This window comes from Pseudomonas sp. 02C 26 (assembly GCF_002843585.1).
Taxonomy (GTDB): domain Bacteria; phylum Pseudomonadota; class Gammaproteobacteria; order Pseudomonadales; family Pseudomonadaceae; genus Aquipseudomonas; species Aquipseudomonas shirazensis.
Genome location: NZ_CP025262.1, coordinates 1,338,803 through 1,354,105, shown reverse-complemented (window position 1 = coordinate 1,354,105; position 15,303 = coordinate 1,338,803). Strand labels below are relative to the sequence as shown.

Here is a 15,303-nt window from a genome sequence, read left to right as displayed (position 1 = left end):
ATTGTCTGCCTTGGAACGGCCGAAGGCGGTGCCTTCGAACGTTGCGCCTGGCCACACCTGCATCGGCGTATTGCTGCCCATGCCGGCCTGGCCAGGTCTCGCTGAAAACCTGCAGCGAGTTTGCCACAACTTCAGCAATTTAGCCTTCTACCTGGCTCCACTGCTTGCTCAGGCGCTTGTCCGAAACCGCAACCTTGGTCCCCAACTGCTGGGCGAATAACGACACCCGATACTCTTCCAGCAACCAGCGATACAGCACCAACTGCTCATCGCGCTTGCCTTCCTGGGCGTGCTTGTCGGCGCGGGCTTTGTACTGCGCCCAGAGGTTGGCCAGTTCGCCACTCCAGACCCGGTCCTTCTGCACCTGGCTGCCCAGCTTTTCCAGGCGCAGCTCGATCGCCTTCAGGTAACGCGGCAGCTCTTTGAGCCACTGCGCCGGTGTCTCTCGAATAAACCCTGGATAGACCAGGTTGGCCAACTGCTGCTTGATGTCGTTCAGCGACACCGCCTGACTCAGGTCGATCTTGCCCTTGAAGCGCTTTTGCAGGCCATGCCACAGCTTGAGGATCTCCAGGCTCAGGCGCGCCAGCCGCTCGGCATGCTCCGCCCAGCTGCCACGCTTGCGCTCGGCCAGCGACGCCAGTCCGGCGCCATCGCGTGGCAACTGCGCCTCGCCGTCGAGGATGCAGCTGTCGAGGCTGGCCAGGAGAATATCCTCGACCAGTGCCTCGACCCGGCCCATGTCGCGGTACAGCAAGCCCAGCTCGGTCAGCCCCGGCAGCTTGCTGCGCAGGAACTTGGCCGGCTCTGCCAACTGCTGCAGGAGCAACCGCTGCAACGCCCGGCGGTGCTGGAACTCGGCCTCGGCATGGGTCGAAAAACGCCCTTCACGGACCGCGCCCTTGTCCTCGACCAGCGCCGGATACACCGTCATCGACAACCCGGCGATCTTCTGCTGGGCGGTCTCGGCTACCGGGGTAAAGGCCTTGGCCTGTACCGGCTGGTCGGATTTTTCGGTACGCGGCATGGCCAACGCCGCCTGGCTGGCGGCAACAAAGCGTGCAGTCAGCTCGGCCAGATCACGGCCCTCGCCGAGGAACTTGCCCTCGCCGTCGACCACCTCGATGTTCATCCGCAGATGGCTCTCGACCAGCTCGACGGCTTCGGCCCAGGCTTCGTCCGAGACGCGCGCACCGGTCATGCGCAGCAACTCCTGGCCAAGGGCCTGAGGCAGGCTGCCCTGGCCAAAGGTCATGCGCGAAAGCGCCGCTTTGACGAAGTCCGGCACCGGCACGAAGTTCTTGCGCAGCGCCTTGGGCAGGCTGCGCACCAGGGCAATGCACTTGGCTTCGAGCAGGCCCGGCACCAGCCACTCCAGACGCTCGCCCGGCAGGCTCGGCAACAGCGGCGCCGGCACCCGCACGGTGACGCCGTCGCGCGGATGATTGGGCTCGAAGTGATAGCTCAGCGACAGGCTCAGATCACCGATCTTCAAGGTGTCCGGATACTGCGCGGCAGTGACTTCGCTAGCCTCGCGAGCGAGCACATCCTCTTCGCGCATGATCAGCAGGTTGGCGTCCTTCTGGCTGGTCATGCGGTACCAGGCATCGAAGGTCGCGGTCTGGTGAATCTCTGCCGGCAGGCGTGCTTCGTAGAAACCGTAGAGGGTTTCTTCGTCGGCCAGAATATCCCGGCGGCGGGCCTTGGCCTCGAGTTCGTCGAGCTGCTCGAGCAGGCGCTTGTTGGCCGTCAGGCATTTGGCCCGCGACTGGATTTCGCCGCCAACCAGTCCTTCGCGGATAAACAGCTCCCGCGCAACCACCGGATCGATCGGGCCGTAATGCACCGGGCGGCGACCGACCAGAATCAGCCCATAGAGGGTGATCTGCTCGAAGGCGACCACCTGGCCACGCTTCTTCTCCCAGTGCGGCTCGAAGTGGTTCTTCTTGATCAGGTGGCCGGCCAACGGCTCGATCCAGTCCGGTTCGATCTTGGCAACCATGCGCGCATACAGCTTGGTGGTTTCGACCAGCTCGGCGGCCATCACCCACTGCGGGCGCTTGCGACCGATGCCGGACGATGGATGAATCCAGAAGCGCCGCTGCCGCGCACCGAGGTAATCGCCCTCTTCGGTCTTCTGCCCGATCTGGCTGAGCAGGCCACTGAGGATTGCCTTGTGCATGCGCTGATAATCGACCGGCTCTTTGTTCACGGTCAGTTGCAGGTCACGGCAGATCAACGCCAGCTGCCGATGAGCATCACGCCACTCGCGCAGGCGCAGGTAGTTGAGGAAGTTCTTGCGGCACCAGTTGCGCAGCGGGTTGGCGGTCAGGGCCAGGCGCTGCTCTTCGAAACCGCGCCACAAATTCACCAGCCCGGCGAAGTCGGAGTCGACGTCCTTCCATTGCGCATGGGCCTGATCGGCCGCCTGCTGACGCTCGGGTGGACGTTCACGCGGGTCCTGCACCGACAGCGCACTGGTGACGATCAGTACTTCCTGCAGGCTGCCCAGGCGCGCGCCTTCAAGCAACATGCGCCCCAGCCGTGGGTCGATCGGCAGGCGTGCCAATTGCCGTCCGAGCGGGGTCAGCTGGTTCTCGCGGTTGACCGCCGACAGCTCTTGCAAGAGGTTGAAGCCGTCGCTGATGGCCTTGCCATCCGGTGGTTCGATGAACGGGAAGGCATCGATATCGCCCAGGCGCAGATGCAACATCTGCAGGATCACTGCGGCGAGGTTGGTACGCAGGATCTCCGGGTCGGTAAACGCCGGCCGGCCATTGAAGTCATCTTCGCTGTACAAGCGAATGCAGATGCCCGGCTCGACCCGGCCGCAGCGGCCCTTGCGCTGGTTGGCACTGGCCTGCGACACCGCCTCGATCGGCAGGCGCTGGACCTTGGCCCGATAGCTGTAGCGGCTGATGCGCGCGGTGCCGCTGTCGATCACGTAGCGGATGCCCGGCACGGTCAGCGAGGTCTCGGCGACGTTGGTCGCCAGTACCACGCGACGGCCCGGGTGCGACTGGAAGATCTTCTGCTGCTCAGCCGGCGACAGCCGCGCATACAGCGGCAGGATTTCGGTGTGGCGCAATTGCGCCTTGCGCAGCATTTCGGCGGCATCGCGGATCTCCCGCTCGCCCGGCAGAAACACCAGCACGTCTCCCGGCCCCTTGCCGGCACTGCGCTCGTGCGCAGCGATCTCGTCGAGGGTGGCCAGAATCGCCTGATCGACGCTGAGGTCTTCTTCGACCTGGTTGCCTTCCTCGTCATGCTCGCTGGTCAGCGGCCGGTACCAGGTGTCGACCGGATAGGTCCGGCCAGACACCTCGATGATCGGCGCATCGTCGAAATGCTTGGAGAAGCGCTCCAGGTCGATGGTCGCCGAGGTGATGATCAGCTTCAGCTCGGGCCGACGGTGCAGCAAGGTTTTCAGGTAGCCGAGCAGGAAGTCGATGTTCAGGCTACGTTCGTGGGCTTCGTCGACGATGATCGTGTCGTAGCGCTCAAGAAAGCGGTCATGCTGGGTTTCAGCCAGCAAGATGCCGTCGGTCATCAGCTTGACCAAGGTGTTGGCATCGCTCTGATCTTCAAAGCGCACCTGATAGCCAACCAATGCCCCCAGCGGCGTGCCGAGCTCTTCGGCCACCCGCGCGGCCACGCTGCGCGCAGCGATCCGCCGCGGCTGAGTGTGGGCGATCTGGCCGTGGCTGCCGCGGCCCAGTTCCAGGCAGATTTTCGGCAGCTGGGTGGTTTTGCCAGAGCCGGTTTCGCCGGCGATGATCAGCACTTGGTGTTCGCTCAGGGCTTTTTTGATCTCGTCACGCTTGGCCGCAATCGGCAGGCTGTCGTCGTAGCGGATACTCGGCACACTCGCCTGGCGCGCGCTGACTTTGTCGAACGAGGCTTGCACCTTGTCTGCCCACAAGGCCAGCTTGGCCTCGTCCGGGCGCTTGCGCAGCTCGTGCAGTTGCCGGCGCAGACGATGACGGTCGGCGATCATGGCGTGGTCGAGATTGTTCAGCAGCTGGTCGATGGCGTTATCAGTCATGGGGCTTTTTAATGATGCAGGTGAGCCTGCTGGTACATGATTGGCATTCGAAGAGGGGCGATTGTCGCAGATTTGCCGAATCTTTGCTTTCAGCGCCGGGCGCGGGTTGCGTGAACTTCAGCGAGCATGGCTGGCGCGAATGTTTAGCCAGTAGCTAACTTAAGGTAGCCATTCGCTGATTTAATCAACCTTACAGCCCATGGGAGTATCAACCCATGAGCGTCCCCACCCGCACCGCACGCCCGCCGTCCCGCCCTTCGCTGCCGAAGGCCCGGGCCTGTGTCGGCGAAAATCCACTGGTGCACATCATCCTCGCCTTCTGGGCCCTGTGGCACTGCCGCCACGCCCGCCCGCCCGATCTTTCGCCCGCGTTGCACTGACCAGACCCGGCGTCTCTGCGCCGGTTTACCGAGTCCGGCCTGGCGCCCATTGCGCGCAGGTCCGTGCGCCTCAGCAATGAGCCGCGAGCGAATCCACCATGCACTTTGCTCCCCTTGAGCAGGCCGAACAGTTTCTGGCCAACAACCCTGATATCGACCTGATCGAGCTGTTCATCCTCGATGCCAACGGTGTGCCCCGCGGCAAGCTGCTGCACCGTGACGAACTGCTGGCGGTTTACCAAAGCGGCAGGCCGCTGCCGAGCACCATTCTTGGCTTGACCATCAATGGCGACGACGTGGAAAACTCCGGCCTGGTGTGGGACGTCGGCGATATCGACTGCCGCGCTTATCCCCTGCAAGGCAGTCTGGTGCGCCTGCCGTGGCGGCGGGTGCCAACCGCGGCGGTGCAAGTCAGCATGCACCCGCGTGAAGGCCTGCCAGCCAGTGTTGCCGACCCACGTCACGTCCTGCTGCGCACCATCGAAGCGCTCAAGGCCGACGGCTACCACCCGGTGATGGCCTGCGAACTGGAGTTCTACCTGCTCGACCAGCAGCGCGACGCCCACGGCCGGCCGCAGCCCGCGCTGGACAACGACGGCGGCCGCCCGCGCGCCACCCAAGTGTATGGCCTGCGCGAACTGGAGCAGATCGAGCCGTTTCTGGCTGACCTGTACGCCGCCTGCAAAGCCCAGGGCATCCCTGCGCGCACGGCGATTTCCGAGTACGCCGCAGGCCAGGTCGAGATCACTCTGGAACACGGCGACGCCCTGGCGGCGATGGACCAGGCCGTGCGCTACAAGCGCCTGGTCAAAGGCATTGCCCATGCCCACGGCATGCAGGCGTGCTTCATGGCCAAGCCGTTCGCCGACCTGGCCGGCACCGGCATGCACATGCACCTGAGCCTGGCCGACGCCGAGGGTCACAATCTGTTTGCCAGTGAAGATCCGGCCGGCACGCCGCTGCTGCGCCAGGCAGTCGCCGGTATGCTTCGCCATCTGCATGAATCACTGTTGCTGTTTTGCCCCAACGCCAACTCGTTCCGCCGCTTCCAGGCCAACAGCTACGCGCCGCTGGCGCCGACCTGGGGCGTCGACAACCGCACCGTGAGCCTGCGCGTGCCCGGCGGCCCGGCCAACAGCCGGCACATCGAACACCGCATCTGCGGCGCCGACGCCAACCCGTATCTGGCGGCTGCGGCGATTCTCGCCGCCACCCATCAGGGCCTGCGCGAACAGCTCGACCCCGGCGCGCCGGTGACGGGCAACGGTTATGCCCAGGCCACCGAACACCTGCCCACCGACTGGCTGACCGTGCTCGCTGCACTGGAGCAGTCGACCTGGGCCAAAGAGGCTCTCGGCGAGGATTTTCTCGGGGTATACCTCAAGGTCAAGCGCGCCGAGTACCGCCAGTTCATGGCCGAAGTCGGCGAGCAGGACTGGCGCTGGTACCTGCACCAGGCCTGAGCCCTACCCTTTTCATCTCAAGGAATTCGCATGAACGCAGCACTGAACAAGGGTTCGGCCCAGCGCGCGCCGTCCTACTACAGCGCCACTGTCAACGATCACAGCCAGTACCCCACTTTGCAGGGTACGCACCAGGTCGATGTGGCGATCATCGGCGGCGGTTTCACCGGCGTAGCCACGGCGGTCGAGCTGGCCGAACGTGGACTCAAGGTGGCCATTGTCGAAACCAATCGCATCGGTTGGGGCGCCAGCGGGCGCAACGGCGGCCAGGTGACGGGCAGCCTGTCCGGCGACGAGGCGATGCGCCAGCAGATGAGCGCGCGCCTCGGCAGCGAGGTCGATGACTTCATCTGGCAACTGCGCTGGCGCGGCCACGAGATCATCGAGCAACGGGTGCAACGCTACGGCATCGAGTGCGACCTCAAGCGCGGCCACCTGCACACCGCGATGAAGCCATCGCACATGGCCGAGCTGCAGAGTTTTCAGGCCGAGGCCCAACGCCGTGGCATGGGTGATCAGCTCGAGTTGCTCGATCGCGACGGGGTTGCCCGCCACCTGCAGAGCCCGCTGTACCTGGGCGGCCTGAAGAACATGCGCAACCTGCACCTGCACCCGCTCAACCTGTGCCTGGGCGAAGCGCGCGCGGCACACGCGATGGGCGCCCTGATTTTCGAGAATTCCGAGGTACTCGACATCGTTCACGGCCCTCGCCCGGCAGTGGTCACCGCCCAGGGCCGGATCGAGGCGCGTCAGGTGATGCTCGCCGGCGATGTCTATCACAAGCTGGAAAAGCGCCAACTGAAGGGCAAGATCTTCCCGGCGATGGGCGGCATCGTCACCACCGCGCCACTGGGCGAACTGGCCGAGCAGATCAACCCGGAGGATCTGGCGGTGTACGACTGCCGCTTCGTCCTCGACTACTACCGCCTGACCGCCGACAAGCGCTTGCTGTTCGGCGGTGGCGCCAACTACTCCGGCAAGGATTCACGGGACATCGCCGGCGAGCTGCGGCCGTGCATCGAGCGCACCTTCCCCGCTCTCAAAGGCGTGCCGATCGAGTTCCAGTGGAGCTGCGCGATGGGCATCGTGGTCAACCGCATTCCGCAGTTGGGCAAACTCTCGGACAACGTCTGGTACTGCCAGGGTTATTCCGGGCACGGCGTTGCCACCAGCCACATCATGGGTGAAATCATGGCTGAGGCGGTGACCGGAACGTTGGAGAAGTTCGATACCTTTGCCGGCTGCAAGCACGTCAAGGTGCCAATGGGCGACCTGCTCGGCAATCCGCTGCTGGCGGCGGGGATGTGGTACTACCAGATGCTGGAAAAACTGCGCTGACAGCTGCAGCGGCGACTGCGCGGGCATCAGCTGCCACGCAGTCGCCACCTGATCAGGCGGTCTTTTTCAGGCCTTGCTTCTTCAGCTCTTCGTCACGCAGCTCGCGGCGCAGGATCTTGCCGACGTTGGTGGTTGGCAAGGCATCACGGAACTCGATATAACGCGGCACCTTGTAGCCGGTGACGTTGGCGCGCATATGCTCCATGACCTGCTCCTTGGTCAGGGTCATGCCCGGCTTGACCACGATGAACACCTTGATCAGCTCGCCCGACTTCTCGTCCGGTACACCGATCGCAGCGCACTGCAGCACACCCGGCAAACCGGCGAGCACGTCTTCAAGTTCATTGGGGTAGACGTTGAAGCCGGACACCAGAATCATGTCCTTCTTGCGGTCGACGATACGCATGTAGCCATCGCTCTGGATCAAGGCGATGTCGCCAGTCTTCAACCAGCCATCGGCATCGAGAATCTCGGCGGTAGCCTCTTCGCGCTGCCAGTAGCCTTTCATCACCTGCGGGCCTTTGACGCACAGCTCGCCGACCTCACCCAGGGCAAGCTCCTGGCCGCTGTCATCGATGATCTTGCACAGCGTCGACGGCACCGGGATGCCGATGGTGCCGACCTGGTTGGCCTCAGCCGGATTGACCGCAGCAACCGGGCTGGTTTCGGTCATGCCGTAGCCTTCGCAGATGGCGCAGCCGGTTACGGCTTTCCAGCGCTCGGCAACGCTCAACTGCAAGGCCATGCCACCGGACAGGGTGATCTTCAGTGCCGAGAAGTCCAGAGCGCGGAAGCCTTCGTTGTTGCACAGGGCAACGAACAGCGTGTTGAGGCCGACAAAGCCGCTGAACTTCCACTTGCCGAGCTCCTTGACCATCGCCGGCAGGTCGCGCGGGTTGCTGATCAGCACGTTGTGGTTGCCGATCAGCATCATTGCCATGCAATGGAAGGTAAAGGCATAGATGTGGTAAAGCGGCAGCGGCGTGATCAGGATCTCGCAGCCTTCTTGCAGGTTGGCGCCCATCAACGCACGGCACTGGAGCATGTTGGCGACCAGGTTGCGGTGGGTGAGCATGGCGCCCTTGGCCACCCCGGTGGTGCCGCCGGTGTACTGCAGCACGGCAACATCATCGGCCTGCGGGTTGGCTTCGTTGACCGGCTGGCCGGCGCCCTTGGCCAAGGCATCGTTGAAACGTACGGCCTTGGGCAGGTGATAGGCCGGGACCATCTTCTTCACGTATTTGATGACGCTGTTGATCAGCAGCCGTTTCAGCGGCGGCAGCAGGTCGGCCACTTCGGTGACTATGACGTGTTTGACCTGGGTCTTGGGCACCACCTTTTCAGCCAGGTGGGCCATGTTGGCCAGGCACACCAACGCCTTGGCGCCAGAGTCGTTGAACTGATGTTCCATCTCCCGCGTGGTGTACAGCGGGTTGGTGTTGACCACGATCAGGCCAGCGCGCATGGCACCGAATACCGCCACCGGGTACTGCAGCACGTTCGGCAGCTGCACGGCGATGCGGTCGCCCGGCTTGAGGTCAGTGTGCTGCTGCAGCCACGCGGCAAACGCGCCGGACAGCGTGTACAGCTCGGCATAGGTCAGGGTCTTGCCCAGGTTGCTGAAGGCCGGCTTGTCGGCAAAACGCTGGCAGGATTGCTTGAGCACCGCCTGGATATTGGGGAATTCATCAGGATTGATTTGCGCCGCTACCCCGGCTGGGTACTTATCCTTCCAAAAATTTTCGATCATGGAAGCCAACTCCTTGAGCAACAGCGAATTCTTTATACGCGTTTATGCGTTTATTATTGATAGAAGGCGCCGGTTCATTGCAAACCGTATCCTCTGAAAGCGGGCCGAGAGTATCAGCTTTGCCAAGGGTCGCCTAGAGGCCAAAACAGGCCAAACGGTCACAAATATGACTCAATGAATTATATAAGTCATATTTAGAGTAATTAGCCAAAATGTCGCAAACCGGCTGCTGTGGGTTGATCTACTGGCTATGCATATAAAGAGAGGCAAGCGCGTCGCCGCTGCTTGCCTCTGCAGTGCCTAGGCCAGACCGGTCAGGCGATGTCGCGCAGCTCGCGCCGCAGGATCTTGCCGACCGGCGTCATTGGCAGCGAATCGCGCAGGACGATGTGCTTGGGCACTTTGTAACCGGTGAAGTTGGCCTTGCAGTAGGCCTTCAGCTCTTCAACGCTGACGCCCCCTTCACGGGCCACCACAAACAGCTTCACCGCCTCGCCGGAACGCTCGTCCGGCACCCCGATTGCGGCGCAGTTGGCGACCTGCGGGTGGGCCATCACCACATCCTCGATCTCGTTCGGGTACACGTTGAAGCCCGAGACGATGATCATGTCTTTCTTGCGGTCGACAATCCGCGTGTAGCCATCAGGATCGATGACGGCGATGTCACCCGTCTTGAACCAGCCTGCACTGTCGAGCGCCTGCGCCGTTGCCTCGGGCTGCTGCCAGTAGCCTTTCATCACTTGCGGGCCCTGGATACACAGCTCGCCGCGCTCGCCCAAGGGCAACTCGTTGCCATCGTCATCGATGACCTTGAACGCCGTGGCCACTACCGGGATGCCTACTGTGCCCAGCCGCGCCAGCTGCCCATAAGGGTTGGTACTGGCCACAGGCGAGGTTTCGGTCAGGCCGTAGCCTTCGACGATGCGGCACTTGGTCAGGCTCTCCCAACGCTCCGCGGTGGCCTTGACCAACGCGGTACCACCGGAGTTGGTGACCTTCAACGCCGAGAAATCCAGCGACTTGAAACCGGGGTGGTCCATCAGCGCGACAAACAGCGTATTCAGGCCAATCAAGCCCGAGAAACGCCACTTGCCCAGTTCCTTGATAAACCCTGGGATATCACGTGGGTTGGTAATCAGCACGTTGTGGTTGCCGGTGACCATCATGCACATGCAGTTCGCCGTAAAAGCATAGATGTGGTACAGCGGCAGCGGCGCGATCATCACCTCCTGGCCTTCCTTGATCATCTTCTGGCCGTCGGCGCCGTGCTGGGAGAAGCACGCCAGTACCTGCAGCATGTTGGCGACCAGATTGGCATGGGTCAGCATGGCGCCCTTGGCCAAGCCGGTGGTGCCGCCGGTGTACTGCAGCACGGCGACATCGTCGAGGCTGCGCGGCACCGGTGTGTGGCTCAACACCCTGCCCTCGCGCAGCACCTGCTTGAACGACTTTGCCTGCGGCAGATCGAAGGCCGGGACCATCTTCTTGACCTTGTCGACCAAGGTATTGACCAGCCAGCCTTTGGCGGTAGGCAGCAGATCCCCCATCTTCGCTTCGATCAGGTACTCAAGGCCGGTATCGGGCAGCACCTCCTGCACCCTTCTGCCAAACATATTCAGGTACACCAGCGCACGCGCGCCGGAATCCTTGAACTGGTGGCGCATTTCCCGCTCGGTGTACAGCGGGTTGGTGTTGACCACGATCAGCCCGGCCCGCAGCGCACCGAACACCGCAATCGGGTACTGCAGCACGTTGGGCATCTGCACGGCAATACGATCGCCGGGGGCCAGGTCGGTATTGGCCTGCAGCCAGGCGGCGAAGGCCGCCGAGTGGCGTTCGAGCTCGCCATAACTCAAGGTCACGCCGAGGTTGCTGAAGGCCGGGCGGTCGGCGAAGCGCTTGCAGGAGCGCTCGAACACATCGACCACGCTGCGGTAGGCATTGATATCGATGGAGGAAGGCACGCCCGCCGGGCGTTTGTCATTCCAGAAGTCGGCATGCATTTATTATTGTTCCTCTTGGCCTGGAGCGTCCTTGACCTGCTGCACGGGGCGACAGGCGTTGAGCCGACGTTAGCAGGTAAGTGGGAGGTGGCAAACACGCCAAGGGCCGCCATTAACATTGTGAATCTTATTTGTGCCCGCCCTGCAATTTCAGTGGTAGTGCGTACACTGTCGGGGAACATGCACAGAAAAGGACGCGGTCATGGCTTACGATGCGCTCTGGGTTGCCGCCAGTGAGCACAGCAACCTGTACCTGCACCAATGGCTGCCGGCCACACCGGTCAAGGCCGTGGTGCTGCTGGCGCATGGCATGGCCGAGCATGGCGGGCGCTATCAGCGCTTGGGCCAGGCACTGAGCGCCGCCGGCTTTGCCCTGCTCGCGCCTGATCAGCGTGGCCATGGCCAGACCGCCGAGAACGGTCGTCTGGGCCTGTTCGCCCGCAAGGATGGCTGGAATGCCGTGGTCAATGATCTCGGCCTGCTCAGCCAGCACATCGGCGAGCGATTTCCTGGCACGCCACTGTTTTTGTTCGGCCACAGCATGGGCAGCTACATCGTCCAGGCTTACCTGCTGCACCACAGCGCCAGCGTGCACGGAGCTATTCTCAGCGGCTCCAACCTGCAGCCGCCCAGGCTGTATCGCGCCGCGGCCCTGATCGCCCGCGCCGAAGCCTGGCGCCAGGGCGCCGAGGCCAGCAGTGCGCTGATCGACAAGCTTTCGTTCGGCAGCTTCAACAATGCCTTCAAGCCTACCCGGACGCCATTCGACTGGCTAAGCCGCGACGAAGCCGAAGTAGACAAGTACATCGCCGACCCGCTGTGCGGGTTTCGCTGCAGCAATCAGTTGTGGCTCGATCTGCTCCGAGGCCTGGCGCAAGTCAGCCGGCCGAGCAACCTTGCCCAGGTCGATCCGAACCTGCCGATACTGATAATTGGCGGTGAATGTGATCCGGTGAGTGCCGGCAAGCGTCTCAGTGATCTGGCCGTCGCTTTGAGCGCGACCGGCAACCGGCATGTGCAGTTGCGCCTGTACCCGCAGGCGCGCCACGAACTGCTCAATGAAACCAATCGCGACGAGGTTACCGCCGACATTCTCGGCTGGCTCGAGCAGACGCTGGCCCTTGGCCGCCCCGCTCGCAGTGAATGATAGCCAGGCCCCGTCCGCCAATAAGGAAGCCCTGATGACCCAGGTCACCAACACCCCCTACGAAGCCCTCGAAGTGGGTCAGAAAAATGAAGAGTTCGTAAAGCGCGTTGAAGAGCGCGACATCCAGCTCTTCGCCGCCATGTCCGGTGACCACAACCCCGTCCACCTCGATGCCGAGTACGCTGCCAAGACCATCTTCCGCGAGCGGATTGCCCACGGCATGTTCACCGGCGCCCTGATCAGCGCGGCAGTGGCCTGCAACCTGCCCGGGCCAGGCACGGTGTATCTGGGCCAGCAGATGAGTTTCCAGAAGCCGGTAAAAATCGGCGACACACTGACCGTGCGCCTGGAGATCCTCGAAAAGCTGCCCAAGTTCAAGGTGCGTATCGCCACCAACGTCTACAACCAGAACGGTGAGCTGGTGATTGCCGGCGAAGCCGAGATTCTCGCGCCGCGCAAGCAGCAGACCGTGCAGCTGGTGACGCCGCCGACCTTCGAGCCGAGCGTTGCCGAAGCCTGACTTCTAGCGGCCCTGCAAGTCGCGCAGGCGCTGCTCGATGTAGCGCCGCTCCGGCCCTTGTTGAGTCAGTATCAGGGCTCGCTGCCACGCTGCGCGAGCCGGCTCGGTCTGGCCCAGTTGGCCGTGCAGTTCTGCGCAGGCGGCGTGCGCCAGGTGATAGTCGAGCAGTTCGCCGCGCTGCAACAGCGCTTCGATCAGCACCAAGCCCGCCTGCGGGCCATCGCGTCTGGCCAGGGCTGCGGCGCGATTGAGTTCGATCACCGGTGATGGCCAGTGGCGCTGCAATACATCGTACAAACCAATGATCTGCGCCCAGTCGGTATCTGCCGGGCGTAGCGCTTCTGCATGCAGGGCCGCGATTGCCGCTTGCAGGCTGTAGATACCGGCCGGGCCAGCGCGCAGCGCCTGTTCGGCCAACTGGCAGCCTTCGGCGATCTGCTGGTGATCCCACAGGCTGCGATCCTGTTGATCGAGCAGCACCAGGTTACCGTCAAGGTCACTGCGCGCTGCTTGCCGGGAAGCTTGCAGCAGCATCAGCGCCAACAGGCCCATTACCTGCGGGGCTGGCAGCAGTTGCAGCAGCAGTCGACCAAGCCGAATCGCCTCATCACACAGCTCACGGCGCACCACCGCTTCACCCGAGCTGGCTGAATAGCCTTCGTTGAAGACCAGGTAAATCACCCGCAGGACACTGTCCAGACGCTCTGGCAGCTCGGCCTGCTCGGGGACCTGATAGGCGATACCGGCATCGCGGATCTTCGCCTTGGCGCGGACGATGCGCTGGGCAATGGTTGCCGGACGCTGGACAAAGGCACTGGCAATCTGCTCGGTGCTGAGGCCACAGACTTCACGCAGGGTCAGCGGCACCTGGACATCCGCAGCCAGCGCGGGGTGGCAGCAGGTGAAGATCAGGCGCAAGCGGTCATCGCCGAGTAACGCTTCATCAGCGGGGTCGTCATCGCTGGGCACAAGCATGATCAGATCCGCCTGGGCATGATCGGTACGGGCATGTCTGCGCAACAGATCGATGGCCTTGAAGCGCCCGGTCGACACCAGCCAGGCCCGTGGATTGCTGGGGATGCCATCACGCTGCCAGCGCTCGACCGCGATGAAAAACGCCTCGTGCATGGCCTCCTCGGCCAGGTCGAAATCACCCAGCAGGCGAATCAAGGTGGCCAGAATGCGCCGCGAGTCTCGTCGGTAGAGCTCATCTACCACCTCACGCAGCTGTTCGCCGAGCATCAGTCAGGCATCTGCTGAGTGACTACCTCCACCAGGCGGTCCAGGCTTTGTCCCCACCCCTGGTGAAAGCCCATTTCTTCGTGGGCGCGGCAATCCTCGGCATTCCAGTGCAGCGCGCGGGCGGTATAGCGGGTCTTGCCGTGTTCATCATCGAAGGTCACCACTGCGGTCATGAAGGCCTTGGCGGCGGGGATCCAGCCCGGCCGAAACGCATCGGTGAAGACCAGCCGACGTGGCGCCACGATTTCCAGGAAGACACCCTGGTTATCGTATTCGGTGCCGTCCGCGGTGCGCATCAAGGTCCGGAACAAGCCGCCAACCCACAGCTGCATTTCGCATTCCGGGGTGGTCATGCCGTGCGGGCCCCACCACTTCATCAGCCATTGCGGTTCGCTCCAAGCGCGGAATACCTTCGCCGGTGGGGCGTCGATCAGGCGCGTGATGGACAGTTCATGTTCGGCCACTGCAGAGCCTGCGTGTGCGTGCGTCATTGTTGTTGTGCTCCACGTTCAGGGTTGTAGTTCGCGCACCGGGCGGACCTCGACGCTGCCGACTCGGGCGGCGGGGATGCCTTTGGCGATGCTCAATGCTTCATTGAGGTCGCGCGCTTCGACCAGATAGAAACCGGCGAGCTGTTCCTTGGTGTCAGCGAATGGCCCGTCGGTCAGGCTCATCTGGCCATTGCGCACGCGCACCGTGGTCGCGGCCTGGACAGACTGCAGCGCCTGCGCGGCGAGCACGCGGCCGCTGCCCTCCAGTGCCTGCGCATAAGCCTGGCATTCGGCATCGGCGGGGCTGTCGGGCAAGCTGTGCAGCAGCCCCTCGTCACAATAGACCAGGCACAGGTATTTCATGATTGCCTCCAACGTCAGTGGACAGTGCGTTTGGCGATAACAGCAGGCGTGCTCAGCTCAAGGTTGCAGGTTGAACAGCGCCTTCTGGGTTTGCATGTCGAACGGCGCCGACCAGTGCTCGTGGATGACCTGCCACTGCGCGCCACTGCGACGATAGCCGACCGTAACGCGCATGAAGCCGCATTGGCTGTCGTCATCTGCCGGCCCGCAGCGATTGAGCCAGTGGGCCAGGGCGAGGTTGTCGTCGACATGCAGGGTCAGTTGATGGATCTCGAACACCATCTCGCCCGAGCACATGCCCATGCACATTTCCCAGTGCGCACGGTAGGCGGCCTTGCCCTTGAAGTGCAGGGCCTGAATGGCGTCAAAGGCGACGACGTCTTCGGCGTAGGGAGCAACGATTGCATCGATGTCACGCTCGCGCACGGCCTGCATCCAGCTGTCGATCTGCTGACGCAGTAGCGATTCGGTTGAAGTAGTCATTATTGGGCTCTCGACCAGGGCAGCGCAGGATCATCCAGCGCCTTCATGACTAGTCGAATTGCGAGAGGCGAAATCGAC

11 protein-coding genes are annotated in these 15,303 nt (G+C 63.0%); 4 read left to right on the top strand and 7 right to left on the bottom strand.

The window, feature by feature from the left end; all coding sequences use genetic code 11:
• Window positions 1-139: 139 nt before the first annotated feature.
• Window positions 140-4,045: an ATP-dependent RNA helicase HrpA gene (gene hrpA / locus CXQ80_RS06250; protein ID WP_101317569.1), complete on the bottom strand. Its 3,906-nt coding sequence runs from the start codon at window positions 4,043-4,045 to the stop codon at window positions 140-142.
• Window positions 4,046-4,523: 478 nt separating this feature from the next.
• Here hrpA and CXQ80_RS06245 point away from each other — a divergent pair, with 478 nt between their 5' ends.
• Together CXQ80_RS06245 and CXQ80_RS06240 are read left to right on the top strand one after the other, a co-directional pair.
• Window positions 4,524-5,888, top strand: a complete 1,365-nt coding sequence (locus CXQ80_RS06245) for a glutamine synthetase family protein (protein ID WP_101317567.1) — start codon at window positions 4,524-4,526, stop codon at window positions 5,886-5,888.
• A gap of 30 nt (window positions 5,889-5,918) precedes the next feature.
• A complete protein-coding gene (locus CXQ80_RS06240; RefSeq protein ID WP_101317565.1) occupies window positions 5,919-7,226 on the top strand; it encodes an FAD-binding oxidoreductase in 1,308 nt (435 codons plus the stop codon).
• Window positions 7,227-7,278: 52 nt separating this feature from the next.
• Here CXQ80_RS06240 and fadD1 read toward each other — a convergent pair whose 3' ends face one another.
• Together fadD1 and fadD2 are read right to left on the bottom strand one after the other, a co-directional pair.
• On the bottom strand, window positions 7,279-8,976 hold the full coding sequence (fadD1, locus tag CXQ80_RS06235; RefSeq protein WP_101317563.1) for a long-chain-fatty-acid--CoA ligase FadD1: 1,698 nt from the start codon (window positions 8,974-8,976) through the stop codon (window positions 7,279-7,281).
• Window positions 8,977-9,290: 314 nt separating this feature from the next.
• Window positions 9,291-10,979 carry a long-chain-fatty-acid--CoA ligase FadD2 gene (fadD2, locus tag CXQ80_RS06230; RefSeq protein WP_101317561.1) on the bottom strand — a complete coding sequence of 563 codons (1,689 nt, stop codon included), beginning with the start codon at window positions 10,977-10,979 and terminating at the stop codon, window positions 9,291-9,293.
• Between the two features lie 202 nt (window positions 10,980-11,181).
• On the opposite strand from fadD2, the gene CXQ80_RS06225 reads away from it, so the two are divergent.
• Window positions 11,182-12,126 carry an alpha/beta hydrolase gene (locus tag CXQ80_RS06225; protein WP_101317559.1) on the top strand — a complete coding sequence of 315 codons (945 nt, stop codon included), beginning with the start codon at window positions 11,182-11,184 and terminating at the stop codon, window positions 12,124-12,126.
• 34 nt (window positions 12,127-12,160) lie between these two features.
• Entirely contained in the window at window positions 12,161-12,646 is a 486-nt protein-coding gene (locus CXQ80_RS06220; RefSeq protein ID WP_101317557.1) for a MaoC family dehydratase, read from the top strand.
• Between the two features lie 3 nt (window positions 12,647-12,649).
• Here the strand turns inward: CXQ80_RS06220 and CXQ80_RS06215 are convergent, their stop codons facing one another.
• Genes CXQ80_RS06215 through CXQ80_RS06200 form a run of 4 tightly spaced genes read right to left on the bottom strand, consistent with a single transcriptional unit; the run spans window position 12,650 to window position 15,225 of the window.
• Window positions 12,650-13,888 (bottom strand): RNA polymerase sigma factor, encoded by a 1,239-nt coding sequence (locus CXQ80_RS06215; protein WP_101317554.1) that lies wholly within the window; start codon window positions 13,886-13,888, stop codon window positions 12,650-12,652.
• Window positions 13,888-14,379 (bottom strand): SRPBCC family protein, encoded by a 492-nt coding sequence (locus tag CXQ80_RS06210; protein WP_101317552.1) that lies wholly within the window; start codon window positions 14,377-14,379, stop codon window positions 13,888-13,890. The genes CXQ80_RS06215 and CXQ80_RS06210 overlap by 1 nt, the downstream gene beginning before the upstream one ends.
• A gap of 18 nt (window positions 14,380-14,397) precedes the next feature.
• Complete coding sequence (locus CXQ80_RS06205) at window positions 14,398-14,742, bottom strand: YciI family protein (protein ID WP_101317550.1); 345 nt, start codon at window positions 14,740-14,742, stop codon at window positions 14,398-14,400.
• A gap of 57 nt (window positions 14,743-14,799) precedes the next feature.
• Window positions 14,800-15,225: a nuclear transport factor 2 family protein gene (locus CXQ80_RS06200; RefSeq protein ID WP_101317548.1), complete on the bottom strand. Its 426-nt coding sequence runs from the start codon at window positions 15,223-15,225 to the stop codon at window positions 14,800-14,802.
• Window positions 15,226-15,303: the final 78 nt, after the last annotated feature.

Coding starts and splice junctions, on each gene's coding strand:
- CXQ80_RS06210 (WP_101317552.1), bottom strand. CDS start 14,379: ATGACGCACGCACACGCAGGCTCTGCAGTGGCCGAACATGAACTGTCC.
- CXQ80_RS06240 (WP_101317565.1), top strand. CDS start 5,919: ATGAACGCAGCACTGAACAAGGGTTCGGCCCAGCGCGCGCCGTCCTAC.
- hrpA (WP_101317569.1), bottom strand. CDS start 4,045: ATGACTGATAACGCCATCGACCAGCTGCTGAACAATCTCGACCACGCC.
- CXQ80_RS06215 (WP_101317554.1), bottom strand. CDS start 13,888: ATGCTCGGCGAACAGCTGCGTGAGGTGGTAGATGAGCTCTACCGACGA.
- fadD2 (WP_101317561.1), bottom strand. CDS start 10,979: ATGCATGCCGACTTCTGGAATGACAAACGCCCGGCGGGCGTGCCTTCC.
- CXQ80_RS06200 (WP_101317548.1), bottom strand. CDS start 15,225: ATGACTACTTCAACCGAATCGCTACTGCGTCAGCAGATCGACAGCTGG.
- CXQ80_RS06205 (WP_101317550.1), bottom strand. CDS start 14,742: ATGAAATACCTGTGCCTGGTCTATTGTGACGAGGGGCTGCTGCACAGC.
- CXQ80_RS06225 (WP_101317559.1), top strand. CDS start 11,182: ATGGCTTACGATGCGCTCTGGGTTGCCGCCAGTGAGCACAGCAACCTG.
- CXQ80_RS06220 (WP_101317557.1), top strand. CDS start 12,161: ATGACCCAGGTCACCAACACCCCCTACGAAGCCCTCGAAGTGGGTCAG.
- fadD1 (WP_101317563.1), bottom strand. CDS start 8,976: ATGATCGAAAATTTTTGGAAGGATAAGTACCCAGCCGGGGTAGCGGCG.
- CXQ80_RS06245 (WP_101317567.1), top strand. CDS start 4,524: ATGCACTTTGCTCCCCTTGAGCAGGCCGAACAGTTTCTGGCCAACAAC.